General features: G+C 23.3%; 15 protein-coding genes. 14 read left to right on the forward strand and 1 reads right to left on the reverse strand.

Going from position 1 to position 18,984, the window contains the following annotated elements:
• Window positions 1-85 precede the first annotated feature (85 nt).
• On the reverse strand, window positions 86-1,288 hold the full coding sequence (locus tag AAGD61_RS00735) for an acetate kinase (protein ID WP_341765133.1): 1,203 nt from the start codon (window positions 1,286-1,288) through the stop codon (window positions 86-88).
• 1,404 nt (window positions 1,289-2,692) lie between these two features.
• On the opposite strand from AAGD61_RS00735, the gene ndhC reads away from it, so the two are divergent.
• The 14 genes from ndhC to AAGD61_RS00805 all read left to right on the forward strand — a co-directional run bounded on the left by ndhC (window position 2,693) and on the right by AAGD61_RS00805 (window position 18,983).
• The gene (gene ndhC, locus AAGD61_RS00740) at window positions 2,693-3,142 is read left to right on the forward strand and encodes an NADH-quinone oxidoreductase subunit A (protein WP_341765134.1); all 450 of its coding nucleotides are present in this window, start codon (window positions 2,693-2,695) and stop codon (window positions 3,140-3,142) included.
• 17 nt (window positions 3,143-3,159) lie between these two features.
• Window positions 3,160-3,828, forward strand: a complete 669-nt coding sequence (locus AAGD61_RS00745) for an NADH-quinone oxidoreductase subunit B (protein ID WP_341765135.1) — start codon at window positions 3,160-3,162, stop codon at window positions 3,826-3,828.
• Between the two features lie 64 nt (window positions 3,829-3,892).
• Window positions 3,893-5,704: an NADH-quinone oxidoreductase subunit C/D gene (gene nuoC / locus AAGD61_RS00750; RefSeq protein ID WP_341765136.1), complete on the forward strand. Its 1,812-nt coding sequence runs from the start codon at window positions 3,893-3,895 to the stop codon at window positions 5,702-5,704.
• 2 nt (window positions 5,705-5,706) lie between these two features.
• A complete protein-coding gene (gene nuoE, locus AAGD61_RS00755) occupies window positions 5,707-6,243 on the forward strand; it encodes an NADH-quinone oxidoreductase subunit NuoE (protein WP_341765137.1) in 537 nt (178 codons plus the stop codon).
• Complete coding sequence (nuoF, locus tag AAGD61_RS00760) at window positions 6,236-7,531, forward strand: NADH-quinone oxidoreductase subunit NuoF (RefSeq protein WP_341765138.1); 1,296 nt, start codon at window positions 6,236-6,238, stop codon at window positions 7,529-7,531. The genes nuoE and nuoF overlap by 8 nt, the downstream gene beginning before the upstream one ends.
• Before the next feature lie 57 nt (window positions 7,532-7,588).
• Entirely contained in the window at window positions 7,589-10,309 is a 2,721-nt protein-coding gene (nuoG, locus tag AAGD61_RS00765) for an NADH-quinone oxidoreductase subunit NuoG (RefSeq protein WP_341765288.1), read from the forward strand.
• Window positions 10,309-11,286, forward strand: a complete 978-nt coding sequence (gene nuoH / locus AAGD61_RS00770) for an NADH-quinone oxidoreductase subunit NuoH (protein WP_341765139.1) — start codon at window positions 10,309-10,311, stop codon at window positions 11,284-11,286. Before nuoG ends, nuoH begins: the two co-directional genes overlap by 1 nt.
• Window positions 11,287-11,295: 9 nt before the next feature.
• Window positions 11,296-11,838, forward strand: a complete 543-nt coding sequence (gene nuoI, locus AAGD61_RS00775; RefSeq protein WP_341765140.1) for an NADH-quinone oxidoreductase subunit NuoI — start codon at window positions 11,296-11,298, stop codon at window positions 11,836-11,838.
• A gap of 11 nt (window positions 11,839-11,849) precedes the next feature.
• The gene (gene nuoJ, locus AAGD61_RS00780) at window positions 11,850-12,368 is read left to right on the forward strand and encodes an NADH-quinone oxidoreductase subunit J (RefSeq protein ID WP_341765141.1); all 519 of its coding nucleotides are present in this window, start codon (window positions 11,850-11,852) and stop codon (window positions 12,366-12,368) included.
• 17 nt (window positions 12,369-12,385) lie between these two features.
• On the forward strand, window positions 12,386-12,703 hold the full coding sequence (gene nuoK, locus AAGD61_RS00785) for an NADH-quinone oxidoreductase subunit NuoK (protein ID WP_341765142.1): 318 nt from the start codon (window positions 12,386-12,388) through the stop codon (window positions 12,701-12,703).
• Window positions 12,685-14,529: an NADH-quinone oxidoreductase subunit L gene (gene nuoL / locus AAGD61_RS00790; RefSeq protein ID WP_341765143.1), complete on the forward strand. Its 1,845-nt coding sequence runs from the start codon at window positions 12,685-12,687 to the stop codon at window positions 14,527-14,529. The genes nuoK and nuoL overlap by 19 nt, the downstream gene beginning before the upstream one ends.
• 15 nt (window positions 14,530-14,544) lie before the next feature.
• Entirely contained in the window at window positions 14,545-16,053 is a 1,509-nt protein-coding gene (gene nuoM, locus AAGD61_RS00795) for an NADH-quinone oxidoreductase subunit M (RefSeq protein WP_341765144.1), read from the forward strand.
• Between the two features lie 14 nt (window positions 16,054-16,067).
• Complete coding sequence (locus AAGD61_RS00800; RefSeq protein ID WP_341765145.1) at window positions 16,068-17,528, forward strand: NADH-quinone oxidoreductase subunit N; 1,461 nt, start codon at window positions 16,068-16,070, stop codon at window positions 17,526-17,528.
• Window positions 17,529-17,651: 123 nt separating this feature from the next.
• On the forward strand, window positions 17,652-18,983 hold the full coding sequence (locus tag AAGD61_RS00805; protein WP_341765146.1) for an isochorismate synthase: 1,332 nt from the start codon (window positions 17,652-17,654) through the stop codon (window positions 18,981-18,983).
• Window position 18,984: the final 1 nt, after the last annotated feature.

The following is an 18,984-nucleotide window of genomic DNA, read 5'->3' on the forward strand; positions in this document are numbered from 1 at the left end:
GATTGTATGTGACACAAGAGTCTCTTTATTTTAAATATATAAAATTTTGTTATGTTATGTATAGAATACTGTTAATAGTGAATATTTATTTAGTTAAACGAGCAGTATCTTTAGCAATTATTAATTCTTCATTAGTTGGAATAACTAATGCTGGTATACTGTCGTCTGTAGTAATTAAACATTTATTATTAAAACGTATATTAAGATTTCTTTTATGATCATATTTAAAACCAAGAATTGCTAATTTTTTTAATGTAATTTCGCGAAGTTGAATTGAATTTTCACCAATCCCACCAGTAAAAACTAATGCATCTAGACGATTATTCATTAAAGAAATATAAGAAGCAATATATTTTCCTAAACGATGACAAAAAATATTCATTGCACGATTAGCTTCTTTTTTTTTATTATAATTTTTTTCAACAAAACGATAATCATTGGTTATACCGGTTAAAGCTAATAATCCAGATTCTTTAGTTAATATTTTGTTTATTCTTTTTATGTTTATTTTTAGTTGATCATGTAAATAAAAAATAATTGCTGGATCAATATCTCCACTTCTAGTTCCCATAACTAATCCTTCTAATGGTGTTAACCCCATAGAAGTATCTACACTTTTTCCTTTTACAATTGCAGTTACAGAACAACCATTACCTAAATGGCAGGTAATAGCATTTAATTTATGTATTGGCTTATTTAATTTTTTAGCAGTTTCATTAGCAACATAATAATGACTTATTCCATGAGCTCCATATCTTCTAATTTTATATTTTGTATATAATTCATATGGTATTGCATATAAGAACGCTTCTTCTTTTATTGTTTGATGAAAAGCTGTATCGAAAACAGCAACATTTTTATTTATTAAATGTGGAAAAACTTTTTTTGATTCGTTTATACCAATAAGTTGTATAGGATTATGTAATGGTGCGAATGGAATTGCTTTTTTTATGCCTTGAATAACTTCATTAGTTATTATTACAGATGATGTGAATTTTTCACCGCCATGTACAATTCTATGTCCTATTGCTGTAATTTTTTTATATATATTATATTTTTTAGATAAAATTTTATTTGCAATAAAATTTAATATCTCATTAAATGAGGAATTAACTTCTAGAGAAGTTAATTTATTTATATTACTAGTTTTCCATTTAATATAATATTTATTTGAATTTATATATTCAGCTATACCATATATTTTTTTTTTATTATTATTTGGATTAATAACAGCAAATTTCAATGTTGAACTACCATAATTTAAAATCAGTATAAGCTGATTTTGCATGAAATAATCCTATTTTCAGTTAAATTATTTATATATTATATTATATAATATTATATATTTTATTATATAATACAACGTTTTATATTATTAGGTCAATTATTTATATTAAATAATTATACTAAATAATTTTTGTATTATCACGTATATTTAATGTTGTTTTTTAATAAAAAATTATTTGAAAAAGTATTTTTATAAAAGTATTTTATTAAATATTTGTTTAAAATATAATAAAATATTATTGTTTATATTAATGTTTTAAAAAAAATTAAAGTTTAATAGTTATTCAACTTTATATAAAAATTATTAAATTAATAAAATTAATATAATAAATTAACTTTTAATATTTATTGATTTAATTAATATTATTATTTACAACAAATATTTTATTGTTATTATATGTGTTATATTTTTATTTAATTAATTATATTTTTATATTTAATTTAAAAAATAAATATATTAAAAAACTTTTAAAAATGTTAATAATATTTTTTATTAAAAAATTTAATATTATTTTTTTTATATTTTTTGATATTAAAATATTTTATATTGATTTGAGATATATAAATTGTGTTATATTATTTTAAATGTGATCATTTAAAAAGTGTTTTTTAGTTTTTATATATAATTTATTACTTTATATAATTTTAAAAAATATTTTAGTATTCTATTAATATTCTTATAATAAAAACTAATTTAATTATATATTTTAGTTTTAAGTAATTTTTTTTATTTTTTTTATATTCAGTTTTAATATTTTGTATTTTTTTTATTTTTTAACTTTTTATTATTATTTATTTTGTAGTAAAAATTTTACTTATCTTGTTTATTATATTTTACAATTAAAATTGTATTTGATTTTTTTTATAAATAAAATAAATTAATTTTGAAAAAAATTATATTAAAAAATTTTTTTCAAAATTTATAATTAATAATTTTATAAAATATTTAAGATATAATTATTATTATATTTAATATTTAAAAGTTTTATATAAAAATAATTATAATTAATTTAAGTATTATTTTAATATTTTTAATATATAAGATGTTTTTATATAATATAATGTATAGTAAAAATACTAAATTAATGTAATTGTAAATATTAATTATTATAATATTATATTTTAAATATTATTAAATTTTTATGTAATTATTGTTTTATGATAGTTATTTACGTGTTGTTTTATATTAAATGTTTTATATTTTTATTATTTTTTATATATAATTTAATAAAATATACATGTAAAAAGTTTTTTTAATTTTTAATTAATTTATTGTTTTTAATGATTTTTAAAAAATATAAGTTTGATAAAATAATTTAATTTGGTTTTTTTAAAAAGTTATTAGTTAATTTTTGAAAATATTATTTAAAATTATAATTTTGATATTTTAATAAGTGAAAATAATATGATTTTATTAAATAAAAATTATGAATTACATTATATATTATCTTTATCAGTTTTTTTTATTGGAATTATTAGTTTTTGTGTTTTTTTGTTAATAATTGGATATTTATTTGGTGGTCGATCTAAAATGATAACAAAACACATTCCTTATGAATCTGGTATTGATTCAGTTGGCAGTGCACGTTTAAGGATGTCTGTTAAGTTTTATTTAATATCTATGTTTTTTGTTATTTTCGATGTTGAATCTATGTTTTTGTTTTTATGGTCAGTTAATATTTTAGAATTAGGTTGGATTGGTTTTATTGAATCTAGTGTTTTTATTCTAATATTATTACTTGGATTGTTTTATTTAATTCGTATTGGCGCATTGAATTGGACACCAATAAATTCACAAAGAAAAGTTAAGTATTCAAGTAATATTTTAAAAATTAGTAATCGGTGTTTTAAATAGAATTTAAGGTATAATATATGAAATATAATCTTACAAAGATAAATTTTAATACTATTAAAAAAAAATATTCATCAAATAAAACAGTTGATTATTCATTAATTAAAGAAGTAGAAAAATGTATATATATGGGGAAATTATCTAATATATTACATAATGTTGTTAATTGGGGTCGTAAAAATTCTTTATGGCCATATAATTTTGGTCTTTCATGTTGTTATGTAGAAATGGTTACTTCATTTACTTCTGTTCATGATATAGCTAGATTTGGATCGGAAGTACTTCGTGCTTCACCTCGCCAAGCTGATTTTATGGTAATAGCAGGAACATGTTTTATTAAAATGGCTCCTATTATTAAACGTCTTTATGATCAAATGTTAGAACCTAAGTGGGTTATTTCTATGGGATCATGCGCAAATTCTGGTGGAATGTATGATATTTATTCTGTTGTTCAAGGTGTAGATAAATTTATTCCTGTAGATATTTATATACCAGGTTGTCCACCACGTCCTGAAGCTTATATACAAGCTTTACTTTTATTACAAAAATCAATTGCTAAAGAACGAAGACCATTATCTTGGTTAATTGGTGACCAACATGTATATCGTGTAAAAATGCAGTCTGAAAAAGAAAAAAAACGTAATGAAAGAGTTAAAATGACTAAATTACGATCACAAGATGAAATTTAAAATTTTTAATATATATATTATATATAATATATATATTTTGATAATAAAATATTAATTACAAATAATGACTATAAAAAACAAAGATCAAAAAAAATATATTTTTGATAAAAAAATACAAAAAAAAGATCAGAAGTATTTTGATGAATTATTAATTTTAGAATTAAATAACGAATTTGGAAAAAATATTTTTTCATTTCAAACAACTTGTATTGGTATGATGGTTATTTGGATAACTCGCGAACAATTGTTAAAAGTAGTAAATTTTTTAAAGAAAATATCAAAACCATATATTATGTTATTTGATTTGCATGCAGTAGATGAACGTCAAAGGATTTATCGTCAAAACATTTCTGAGTCAGATTTTACTGTGTTTTATCATTTTATTTCTATTGATCGTAATCATGATCTTATGTTAAAAGTTGCATTAAAGGAAAAAGATTTAATTATTCCATCAATAGTTTCTATATTTCCAAATTCAAATTGGTATGAACGTGAAGTTTGGGATATGTTTGGTATAGTTTTTAAAGGTCATCCAAATCTTCGTCGTTTATTAATGTCAACGAATTGGAAAGGTCACCCGATGCGTAAAGATTACCCTGCTAGAGCTACTGAATTTAAATTATTTCATTTAACTAAACAAAAACAAGAATTTGAAATGGAATCTTTAATTTTTAAGCCAGAAGAATGAGGTATGTTACGTGGTAATAAAAATGAAGATTTTATGTTTTTAAATTTAGGTCCGAATCATCCAAGTTCTCATGGTGCATTTAGAATTATTTTACAATTGGATGGAGAAGAAATTATTGATTGTGTACCTGATATTGGTTACCACCATCGTGGCGCTGAAAAAATGGCTGAACGTCAATCATGGCATAGTTATATTCCATATACAGATCGCATTGAATATTTAGGTGGTTGTATAAATGAAATGCCTTATATTTTAGCTGTAGAAAAATTAGCTGGAATAGAAGTACCAGATCGCGTAAAAGTTATTCGTATTATGCTATCAGAATTATTTCGCATAAATAGCCATCTTTTATATATTAGTACTTACATACAGGATATAGGAGCTATGACTCCAGTTTTTTTTGCATTTACAGATAGACAAAAAGTATATGATGTTATTGAAGCTATTACTGGTTTTCGTATGCATCCAGCTTGGTTTCGCATTGGTGGTGTAGCTAATGATTTGCCACGTGGTTGGGATAAATTATTACGTAATTTATTAAAATGGTTACCAAAGAGACTAAAATTTTATATTTTTTCAGCATTAAAAAATTCTATTCTTAAAGGACGTTCAATTGGTGTTGCATCGTATAATAAGACAGAAGCTTTTGAATGGGGTGTAACTGGCGCTGGTTTACGTGCAACAGGAGTTGATTTTGATGTACGTAAATGGCGTCCATATTCTGGTTATGAAAATTTTGAGTTTGATATTCCAATTGCTAACAATGGTGATTGTTATGATAGACTTATGATTAAAGTTGAAGAAATATGGCAAAGTATTAGAATACTTGAACAATGTTTAAATAATATGCCAGAAGGTTTATATAAAGCAGAACATCCATTAACTACTCCTCCTTTAAAAGAAAAAGTTTTGCAAGACATAGATACGTTAATAAATCATTTTTTACAGGTATCTTGGGGGCCAATTATTCCTGTTAATGAATCTTTTCAAATGATTGAAGCAACAAAAGGAATTAATAGTTATTACCTTATAAGCGATGGTAATACTATGAGTTATAGAACTCGTATTCGAACTCCAAGTTATGCTCATTTACAGCAGATACCATCTGTTATAAAAGGAAGTCTTATTTCTGATTTAATTATTTATCTTGGTAGTATTGATTTTGTAATGTCGGATGTGGATCGTTAAATATGTGTGATAAAAATTGTAAAAAAAATAAATGTAATATGTTTAATAAATATAAGTTATTAATAAAAAATTTTAATTTAACATATGAAGAATATAAAAAAATTGAAAATGAAAAAAAATGTTATGAGAATCCACAATCAGCATTAATATCAGCATTGACACTTTTGCAAAAAAATCGTGGATGAATTGATGATAATACCATTTCAAGTGTTGCAAAAATTTTTGATGTTTCAATATCAGATGTAGAATGTTTAGCGACGTTTTATAGTCAAATTTTTCGTAAAGCAGTTGGAAAACATATTATTAGATATTGTGATAGCATTGTTTGTTTTATTACTGGATATAAAGATATAGAAAATGAAATAATAAGACAATTAAATATAAGACCTGGTCAAACAACATTTGATAATCGTTTTACACTTTTACCTGTATGTTGTTTAGGGAATTGTAATAAAGCTCCTACTATAATGATTGATGATAATGTTTATAATAATTTAAATTTTAAAGATATTAAAAAATTATTGGAAGATTATGATTAAATATAATCTAAATTTAATAAATTGTAACCCGGAAACACATCCTATTACATGGAGAAAACGTAAAGATAATCAACCTGTTATGTTAAATGAATATCTTAGTAAAAATGGATATAAAGGGATGAAACGTGCTTTAAAAAATATGACACCAGAAGAAGTAGTTAATATTATTAATGATTCTGGTCTTAGAGGTCGTGGTGGTGCAGGTTTTTATACTGGAGTTAAATGGAAGCTTATATCAAGAGGTAATTTAAATTTTCGTTATTTTTTATGTAATGCAGATGAAATGGAACCAGGTGTATATAAAGATCGTTTTTTATTAGAACAATTACCTCATTTATTAATAGAAGGAATTATTATTTCTGCTTATGCAATTAAAGCTTATCGTGGTTATATTTTTATTAGATATGAATATATTAATGCCGCGAAAACGTTACGTTTTGCTATTAATGAAGCAAAGATGAATGGTATACTTGGTAAAAATATTTTTGGTTCTGATTTTGATTTTGAGTTATTTTTACATACTGGTGCTGGACGTTATATATGTGGTGAAGAAACAGCATTAATTAATTCACTTGAAGGTAAAAGAGCTATACCTAGGTTTAAACCACCTTTTCCATCTGAGTTAGGTGTTTGGGGTAAACCAACGTGTGTTAATAATGTTGAAACTATTTGTAATGTTCCTGCTATTTTAGAACATGGAACTAAATGGTATATTAATTTAAGTTTAGGTAAAAGCAAGGATACTGGTACTAAGCTTATGGGTTTTTCTGGTAGAGTTAAAAAACCTGGTTTATGGGAATTACCATTTGGTGTATCAGCTCGTGAAATTTTAGAAGATTATGCTGGTGGTATGAACGATGGTTTAAGATTAAAATCTTGGCAACCAGGTGGAGCAAGTACAGGTTTTTTAACAAATAAACATCTTGATTTGCCAATGGATTTTGAAAATATTGCTAAATCTGGTAGTAGATTAGGTACAGCAATGTCTATTGCTATAGATAATAAAATTAGTATAGTTTCAATACTTTGTAATTTAGAAAAATTTTTTTCACGTGAGTCATGTGGTTGGTGTACACCATGTCGTGATGGATTACCATGGATTGTAAAAATTTTACAAGATTTAGAAAAACATAAAGGTAAATCTGGAGATATAGAAACTTTGGAAAAATTATGTTGGTTTTTAGGCCCAGGTAAAACTTTTTGTGCTCATGCACCAGGTGCTATTGAACCATTAAAAAGTGCTATAAAGTATTTTAGAGAAGAATTTGAATTTTGTATTTTACAATAAGGTATTTAATATTATAAAAGCTATAAAAATTTAGGTTATTTTTAAATTAATTGGTGAATTTTAATTATGGTTTTAATATATATAGATAATAAAGAATATAGAGTTAGTGAAAATGATAATTTATTACAAGCTTGTTTGTCATTAGGATTAGATATCCCATATTTTTGTTGGCATCCAGTTTTAGGAAGTTTTGGTTCTTGTAGACAGTGTGCTGTTAAACAATATAAAAATATTGATGATATTAGTGGTAATATAGTAATGTCTTGTATGACACCAGTGATTGAAGGTATTCGTATATCTATTAGTGATGAAGAAACAAAAAATTTTCGTAAATGTATTATTGAATGTTTAATGACTAATCATCCACATGATTGTCCAATTTGCGAAGAAGCTGGTAATTGTCATTTACAAGATATGACTGTGATGACAGGACATTATATTCGTAAATATCGTTTTAGTAAACGTACGCATATCAATCAAGATTTAGGTCCATTTATAAAACATGAAATGAATCGGTGTATTTCTTGTTATCGTTGTATTAATTATTATAAAAATTATGCAGATGGAGTAGATTTAGGTGTTTTTGGTTCTCATAATAATATTTATTTTGGTCGTGCAAAAGAGGGTTCATTAGAAAGTGAATTTTCAGGTAATTTAGTTGAAATATGTCCAACTGGAGTTTTTACAGATAAAACATATTCTGAATTTTATAATCGTAAATGGGATATGCAATTTGCACCAAGTATTTGTCATCATTGTAGTATTGGTTGTAATATTATTCTAGGAGAGCGTTACGGTAAAATTGGCAGAGTAGAAAATCGTTATAATGGTTCTATAAATCATTATTTTCTTTGTGATCGAGGTAGATTTGGTTATGGTTATACAAATCGTGAAGATCGTCCTAATCAAATTTTGTTACGACAAAATGGAATTGAATATATTATTTCTTCTACAAAAGCAATTCAAAATTGCATTGAGATTATTAATAATGCAAAAAGAGTAATTGGTATAGGTTCTTCACGTGCAAGTATTGAAAGTAATTATGTGCTTCGTAAATTAGTTGGTTCTGAGAATTTTTTTTCAGATTTTTCAGATGGGGAACATAGTAGATTACAATTAATATTAAATATTTTAAAAAATGGAGGTATTTATACACCAACACTTCGTGAGATAGAAAAATATGATATGATATTAGTTTTAGGAGAGGATTTAACTCAAACTAGTCCTAGAATGGCTTTATCTATACGTCAAGCTATTAAAAATAAAACCATAAAACAAAATATATTTAATTGGCAAACTGAAGCAATTAAAAATATTTATCAAAATAATAAAAATATATTGATTATTACTAATACAGACGAAACATCTTTAAAAGATATCGCTACTTTTAATTATTACGCACCAGCAGATGATCAAGCTCGTTTTGCTTTTGCTATAGCAAATATAATAAATAATGAGTTACCAAATGTTAGCGATTTATCAGAAGATTTAAAAAGAAATGTAAAAAATATAGCACAACTTTTTGTTAAATCTAGAAATCCATTAATTATTAGCGGTACTCATAGCGCTAGTGAATCATTGATAAAATCGGCTGCAAATATTGCTTTTTCTTTAAGGTTAAAAGGGATTAATGTTGGATTATCTTATTTAGTTTCTAATGCGAATAGTATTGGTTTAGCTATGATGAATGCTAAATCTATTGATAATGCATTTTTTTCTATTGAATCAAATGAAGTTGATGTTGCAATAGTTATTGAAAACGATCTTTATTATAATAATAGTATTAATGTTGTTGATAATGCTATTCAAAAATTAAATAAATTGATTGTATTAGATCACCAAAAAACTATTTTTATGGATAAAGCAACTTTAGCTTTTCCATCGGCAAGTTTTGTAGAAAGTAATGGTACTTTAATAAATCAAGAAGGTCGTGCTCAACGTTTTTTTAAAGTATTTGAACCAGATTTTTATAATAAAAAAATTGTTATAAAGGAAACATGAAAATGGTTATCACTATTTCAAAATAAATTAGATAAAAAAAATTTACAAGATATTACTTTTGATAATGTAGTAACTGATTGTGTTTTAAATATGCCTCAATTTAAAAAAATTATTGATGTATCTCCAAAGTCGTCATTTAATATTCACGGTCAAAAATTAGCTAGAGAACCTCATAGATATAGTGGACGTACAGCAATATTAGCAAATAAATCTGTTCATGAACCATCTCAACCTAAAGATCTGGATTCTCCTTTTGTGTTCTCAATGGAAGGTAATAATAATATGATATCAAAACGTCAACAAATTGCATTTGCATGGTCACCAGGTTGAAATTCACCTCAATCTTGGAATAAATTTCAAGAAAAAATTTTTGGTCATTTATTGTTTGGAGATCCAGGTGTACGTTTATTTGATTCTATAAAAAGAAATATAAGTTTTTTTACTGAAATTCCAGACAGATATAAACCAAAAAAATCACAATGGCTTATTGTGCCATATTATCATTTATTTGGTTCTGATGAAATATCGCAACGTTCTGAAAAAATTAAAAATTGTATACCAAAACCTTATATTGTTTTAAATAAAAAAGATGCTATAAAATATAATTTATGTAATAGTTCTAAATTTAAATTTATATATAATAAACAAACATTTATTTTAAATGTATGTTTAAGTAAATATTTATCTAATGGGCAAATTGGATTACCTTTAGGTATGCATGGTCTTCCAACTTCAATGGCTGGAAATTTTGTTGAAAATTTATATTGGAAAATATAATGGTTTTATTATCTAATAATTTGGAAGAAATATTATATTCTATATTAAAACCAATAATAATTTTATTATCTATTATGTTATGTAGTTCGTATATGAGTTTTATAGAACGTCGTATTTTGGGATTATTTCAAAATCGTTATGGACCAAATCGTGTTGGAATATTTGGTTTTGGACAAATTATAGCTGATATGTTAAAAATGATTTTTAAAGAGGATTGGATTCCAAATTTTGCAGATAAAAAAATTTTTGTTTTAGCACCAACTATTGCATTTTGTTCTTTATACTTTTCATTTGCAATAATACCGATTACATCGACATTTTATGTTGTTGATTTAAATATTGGAATTTTATTTTTTTTTATGATGTCAGGTATAGGAGTATATTCGATTTTATTTGCAGGTTGGGCAAGTAATAATAAATATTCATTATTAGGTTCAATTCGTGCTTCTGCTCAAATTATTAGTTATGAAATATTTTTAGGAATATCATTAATGGGTGTAATTGCACAAGCTGGTTCATTTAATTTAATTGATATTGTAAATTCTCAGAAAATAATATGGAATGTTATACCACAATTTTTAGGTTTTATAACATTTATGATAGCTTCTTTATCTGTTTGCCATAGACATCCATTTGATCAACCTGAATCAGAACAAGAAATAGCTGATGGTTATCATATAGAATATTCAGGTATGAAATTTACTTTGTTTTTTATTGGAGAATATGTTGGAATTATTACAGTATCTGCATTGATAGTTACACTTTTTTTTGGTGGATGGAACGGTCCATTTTTTTCGCCATTTTTATGGTTTGGATTTAAAACTTGTTTTTTTATTATTATGTTTATTCTTATTCGTGCTTCATTACCTCGTCCTCGTTATGATCAAGTAATGTCTTTTGGTTGGAAAATTTGTTTGCCATTAACGTTATTTAATTTATTATGTACTGCAATATTTATTTTATATGATGTTAAATAGGATTTTAACATGACATTAAAAGATTTATTAATAGGTTTTGCAACTCAAATAAGAAGTATTTATATGGTTGCTTTGCATATATTTGATAAACGTGAAACCAAGATGTATCCAGAAGAATCTGTATATTTATCACCACGTTATCGTGGTCGTATTGTTTTAACTCGTGCTCCTAATGGAGAAGAACGATGTGTAGCATGTAATTTATGTTCAGTTGTTTGTCCTGTGAGTTGTATATCTTTACAAAAATCTATTAGTAAAGATGGAAGATGGTATTCTAAATTTTTTAGAATTAATTTTTCACGTTGTATTTTTTGTGGTTTATGTGAAGAAGCTTGTCCAACAAGAGCAATTCAATTAATACCAGATTTTGAAATGGCTGAATGGAAACGTAAAGATTTAGTTTATGAAAAAAATGATTTATTAATTTCAGGTACAGGTAAATATCATGATTATGATTTTTATCAAAAATCAGGTGTATCTATTACTGGTAAGTGTAAAGGAGAAGCTGATAATGAAGAAAAACCAATTGATGTTAAAGAATTATTACCATAAGGAATAATTTTATGAAATATTCATTTTACATTTCTGGTTTTATTTCAATTTTTGTTACTTTTATGATCATAATAAATACTAACCCGATTTATGCTTTGTTGTATTTATTAATATCTTTATTATCTTTATCTGTAGTATTTTTTTCGCTTGGAGCTTATTTTGCAGGTGTAATGGAAACCATTATATATGCAGGTGCTATTGTAGTATTATTTATTTTTGTTGTTATGATGTTAAATCTTGGAAAATCAATAAAAAAACAAAAAAATATTTATGTAAAATCAAAAAATTGGATTATTTTCACTATAATATCTATTATATTATTAATTATTTTAATTTATGGAATAAATAGTTTTCCTTTTGAAGAAAGGAATATTTGCAATATTATTACAATAAAAGAAATAGGAATGAGTTTATTTGGACCATATATATTAATTATTGAATTTATATCATTTTTATTATTAGCTGGTTTGATTGTTGCTTTTCATATCGGTTCTAATTATAAAAAAAATGATATTAATATAAAAAAATAAAAAATTAGAGGATAATTATGGTACCTATTCAACATGGATTAATTTTATCATCAATTTTATTTGTAATTGGATTAAATTGTTTAGTTATTCGTCGTAATTTTCTTTTTATGTTATTAGGTCTTGAAATTATTATAAATTCAATTGCATTAGCATTTGTTGTTGTTGGTAATTTTTGGCAACAATCTGATGGTCAAATTATGTATATATTAATAGTTTCATTAGGTGCTGCTGAATCAAGTGTAGGATTAGCTTTATTATTACGATTTTATCGTCGTTATCAAAGTTTAAATGTTGATAATCTTAGCGAGATGCATGAATGAGTTTATTATATTTAACTATTTTAATTCCTTTTTTAAGTGCAATTTTATTAGCATTGTTTTGTGGAAAAGTATCAAAAAATACTTCTTCGGTTATTGGTGTTGGATCGATTTTAATAACATTTATTATTTCATTAATTATAAGTTATGAATTTTTGAAACATTTATCATTAATAAAAGGGTATATATTTGAACAAACTTTATGGAATTGGGTTTTATTAGATAATTTTAATATATCTTTTACATTAATGTTAGATGGGCTTTCTTTAACAATGCTATGTTTGATAACTGGTGTTGGATTTTTTATTCATCTTTATGCCTCTTGGTATATGTTTGATAAAGAAGGTTATTCACGTTTTTTTGTTTATACTAATTTATTTATATCATGTATGATAATTTTAGTTTTAGGTAATAACATGATGCTAATGTATTTAGGTTGGGAAGGAGTTGGATTATGTAGTTATTTATTAATTAATTTTTATTATACTAATCCAGATAATGGAAGAGCAGCAATGAAAGCTTTTCTTATAACAAAAACTGGAGATATTTTTTTAGCAATTGCTATATTTGCTTTATGGAATAGCTTTGGTACTTTAAATTTTAATGAAATAACAGTTACTGCTAATAAGTTTATTAATAATTTAGATTTAATATCATTTATTACTATAATGATATTGATTGGAGCTATTTCTAAGTCAGCTCAGTTTCCATTGCATACATGGCTTATTGATGCGATGGTTGGTCCAACCCCAGTTTCTGCATTGATACATGCTGCAACTATGATTACAGCAGGTGTTTATTTAATAGCAAGAACTCATGTTTTATTTTTATTGGTACCAAATATACTTTATTTTATTAGTTTAATTGGGGCTATAACATTAATTATTGGTAGTTTTTTAGCAATTTTTCAAAGTAATATAAAACGTATTCTTGCTTATTCTACTATGAGTCAAGTGGGTTATATGTTTTTAGCACTTGGGATACAAGCATGGGAACCAGCTATATTTCATTTAATGATTCATTCATTTTTTAAATCTTTATTATTTTTATCTGTAGGTTCTATAATTATTATATTTAATAATGAACAAAATATATTTAATATTAGTGGATTACGTAAAAAATATTTACATTTGTATGTGTTTATGTTAGTTGGAATAAGTTCGTTAGCATCTATTCCGTTATTTACTTCAGGTTTTTATAGTAAAGAAAAAATTTTATATAGTTTACAACTTAATGAAAAAACCATGTTGTTATATATAAGTATAATAGGTGTATTTTTAACTACAATTTATAGTTTTCGTATGTTTTTTCTTATTTTTTATGGAGAAGAAATAAAAAAAATAAAAGAAGTTAATTTTTTAAAAAAATTTTCTTATTCGTTGCCATTAGTTGTTTTAGCTATTCTTTCTATGTTTATTGGTGCATTAATTCATCAACCATTAGAAGGTGTTTTTCCAGTAATACATTTTAAAAATAATTTTAATAAAATATTATTAGAAATAATTAGTAGTTGTTTTGTTTTTATAGGATTATTAGTTACAATATTTTTATATTTAAATAAAAATTCAATTATTTATAAAATAAATAAAACATCGACTTTTTGTTTTTTGTTAAAATTTTTTAATGTAGATTTATTTTATGATACTTTTTTTGTAAAACCATTTAAAAAAATTACATATATTTTAAAAAATGATCCTATTAATTTATTTTTAGATTTATTTGGTTATTTTTTGTATTTTTGTGGGAAAATGCTTTCCATTAGTGAAAATGGGCAGATTCGTTGGTATATAACTTCAGTAGTATTAGGTGCGATATTGATTTTTACTTTTTTATTTTTAATTTAAAAAGGTATATATTAAATGATATTGGTAAATTTATTATTAATTTGTTTTTTTGGAGGGTTATTAAGTTGGCAAGTTGGAATATTTAATCGTAATATATCACGTTGGGTTTCAATTATTTCAACTATATTGTTATTTATTTTTTCAATTCATTTGTTATATAAAAATAATTTTATTTTATTTAATTTAAATAAAACTCAAAAATGGAAAGAAATTTTTTTTCTAAATTGGATTCCTTCTTTAGGAATAAATATTCATTTTGCTGTTGATGGATTGTCAATATTAATGATTATTTTAACTTCTATTGCTTCTATTTTTGCTGTATTGAGTTCATGGAATGAAAATAAAAAAAATCAAGGATTTTATTATTTTAATTTAATGTGGATAACTACAGGTATAATTGGTGTTTTTATATCAGTTGATTTATTTTTATTCTTTTTTTTCTGGGAAATGATGTTAATACCAATGTATTTTATTATTATAAATTTTAAAAATAAAGATTTAAAAGATAAAAAAAATATTAATGTAGCAATGAAGTTTTTTATTTATACACAAATGAGCGGTTTTATAATGTTATTATCTATAGTTGGACTTGTATTAGCTCATTTTAAAACAAGTGGTATATTAACATTTAATTATAATGATTTACTTAATACTAAAATGTCTAGTACATTAAGTTTTATTTTAATGTTAGGGTTTTTTATTGCTTTTGCGGTAAAAATGCCATTAATTCCTTTTCATGGATGGATGCCAGATATTCAGGAATATTCTCCAAAATCAGGTTCTTTTGATATATTAGGTATTATGTTAAAAACAGGTGCTTATGGTATGTTTCGTTTTATTTTACCATTATTTCCAAAATCATCTGATTTATTTGCTCCGATCGTAATGGTGATTGGGACGATTAGTATTTTTTATGGTGCAATATTAGCATTTAGACAAAATAATATTAAACGTTTAATAGCATATGGTAATTTATCTCATATGGGTTTTATAGTTATAGCGATTTTTTCTAATTCTATTTTAGCATATCAAGGAGCAGTTATTCAAATGATAGCTAATAGTTTATCAGGAATAGGATTAATTATAATTAGTGGTTTGCTTTATGATCGAATTAAAACTAGTGATATTCAAATGATGGGTGGGCTGTGAAAACATATTAAATGGTTACCTGTACTAACATTATTTTTTTCTGTTGCAAATTTTGGAATACCAGGAACAGCGAATTTTATCGGTGAATTTATGATTTTGTTTGGTAATTTTAAACAATTTACTTTTTTAACATGTATTATTGCTTTTGGAATTATTTTTACTTCTATTTATTCATTATGTATGATGCAACAAATATATTATGGTGTTTCAAAATTAAAAATTGAAGTTAAAAAATTATCAATTCGTGAATTTAGTATGCTTTTAATTTTAGCAATTTTAATATTTATAATTGGTTTTTATGTACAACCAATTATAGATATATCAATTAGTTCATTAAAAACATTATATAATCTACATTCTTTTTTGTTGAATTAGGATTATAATTAGATATGAAAATAATATTTCAAAAATTAATTGCAATGTCACCTATATTAATTATTGGTTTTACAATAGTAATATTAATGTTATCAATTTCATTAAAACGTAATAATTTGATTAATTTTATTATAACATTGTTTGGTTTTGTAACATCTTTATTATCAATTTTTTTATTAGGAATTAATAATTATTTAGTTAATATAAGTTTACTTGTTAAAATTGATAAATTTGCGTTATTTTGTAGTTCGTTAATTATTATTTCTGCTATTGCTTCTAGTATTTTTGGTTATTATTGGTTAAAAAATCTTGGTGATAATTATTATAAGGATGAATTTTATTTATTAATTACCATTATTGTTTTAGGTGGTGTTTTATTATCTATATCAGATCATATGATTTCAATGTTTGTTGGAATTGAATTAATTACATTACCATTATTTGGTTTAATATCTTATGATTATAAAACTAATTATTCTTTGGAAGCTGGAATAAAATATATATTATTATCGGTATCATTTTCGTTTTTACTATTTGGTATTGCATTTTTATATGCAGAATCAGGTGATTTAAGTTTTGTATCTATTGCAAATTTTTTTTCTGATAAACAAATTCATAAACCATTAGTAATAATTGGTTTAGGTATGTTGATAGTTGGATTTTGTTTTAAATTATCATTATTTCCTTTTCATTTATGGACACCTGATATTTATCAAGGATCTCCTATAGCTGTTTCGTCGTTTTTATCAACAGGAAATAAAATAGCTGTTTTTTCTGTTTTATTTCGTATTTTTGCAAAAACATCTATCAGTGATACTGAGAATATTGATATTTTATTTTCAATTATTGCAGTTACATCTATTATATTTGGTAATTTATTAGCTTTAATACAAAAAAATATAAAACGTTTATTAGGTTATTCATCAGTTACTAATATTGGATATTTACTTGTTGCTTTAATTTTAAGTCGTAATGACTTAATTATTTCAAAATATTTTATTATAATTTATTTAATAAGCTATGTATTTTCAAATTTAGGAATTTTTGGTGTTATTAATACAATTTCAAATTCTTTTAAAACAAAAAATTTTGATAACATGAGAGAATTTCGTGGATTATTTTATAATAATCCTATTTTAGCAGTGATTATGAATATAATGATATTTTCTTTAGCTGGTGTTCCTATGACATTAGGTTTTATTGCTAAATTTTATTTAATTATATCTGTTATGTATTCAAAAATTTTTTATTTAATAAGTATTATAGTTATAGGTAACATTATTGGTATATATTATTATTTACGTTTTGTAGCTAGTTTTTATGTTTATGAAAAAAAAGATATAAAAATGAATTTAAATTTTAAAAAAGAATTATTAAGTATTTTTTTTATAACAGTATGTACGTTTATTATTATTATATTCGGTATATGGCCTCAATTTATAATTGATATTGCTTCAATGATAATAAACAATTAAAAAAATAAAAAAATGATATAAAATATTTTTTTGTTTTTTTAATTGTTTATGATTATTATATATATTTTTTAATAAAGTTATGTTTTATTTAAAAAAATTAGTAAAATATAAAAAAATAATATTATGATAGATAAATACAATAAATATTTTTTTTTAAAGTTAATAGATGAAATAATATTATATATATCAATGTTAAAATTAAAAAAAAATGAATTTATTTCTATAGAAAAATATTTTAATAAAAACCTTTTTTTTCTTGGATTAAAATGGTTGTCAAATCAAATTTTTTATCCACAATTTTATTGGTATAATAGAAATGGAAAAGAGGAAAATAGTGCTATAGGTATGTTAAAATCATTTAATTCTATTAATGATGCCGAATTTTTTTTATTGCAACATTTAAAATATCCAAATTTACGGATTTGGGGTTTAAATGGTTGGAATTCAATTGGCAATGATATATCAAATAAAGTTAAACAAAAATCAACATTTTATTTTCTTCCGCGTTTAGAAATTTTTCGTTTTAATTTAAATATTACGTTTATTTTGAATATAAATGGTAAAAATGATATTTTAAATACTATTAATTTTTTACAGAAATTAAGATTTTTATCTAATTCAAAATTTGAATTATCAATAAATGTTATTAGTAAAAAATATAATCCAAATTATCAAGAATGGTTTAATTTATTAACAAAAGCAATAAAAGAAATAAAAACAGGTAAAATAAAAAAAATTGTTTTAGCTCGAGAAGTAAAAATAAATTTATCTAGTACAGTTTCGGTTGTTAAAATTTTGTTTTTTAATAAGAAAAAAAATTATAATTGTTATCATTTTATGATTGCATTTAATAAAAATTTAGGTTTTATATCATCTACTCCAGAACGTCTTTACTTACGAAAAGGAAAAAAATTATTTTCTGAAGCATTAGCAGGTACAATTGATAATGATATCAATAAAAATATTTCAAAAAAACAATCGTATTTTTTAATGAAAAATGAAAAAAGTCAACTTGAAAATTTGATTGTTGCTAATGATATATGTAAACAATTGCAAAATATAGTATCTAGTTTGTATGTTTCTAAACCTACAATTATTAAACTTTGTAAAATTCAGCATTTATGTAGGTCAATTAATGCTACGTTAATAAAGTCTTTAGATAGCATTTGTTTATTACGATTACAACCAACTGCAGCAGTTTGTGGTTTTCCTAGAAAAAATTCTCGTGTTTTTTTATTAAGAAATGAACCTTTTGATCGTAATTGGTATGCAGGAACCGGTGGATTTATCAGTTTAAATAAAAGTGAATTTGCCGTTTCTTTGCGTTGTGCCCAAATAAAAAAAACACAAATATTTTTATATTCAGGAGCTGGAATATTGGATAATTCAGATCCTAATGAAGAATGAAAAGAAATTGAAAAAAAAATTTTTACATTAAAATCATTATTTGAATAAT

Origin of the sequence: Candidatus Providencia siddallii (assembly GCF_964026685.1) — a bacterium.
Classification (GTDB): domain Bacteria; phylum Pseudomonadota; class Gammaproteobacteria; order Enterobacterales; family Enterobacteriaceae; genus Providencia_A; species Providencia_A siddallii_A.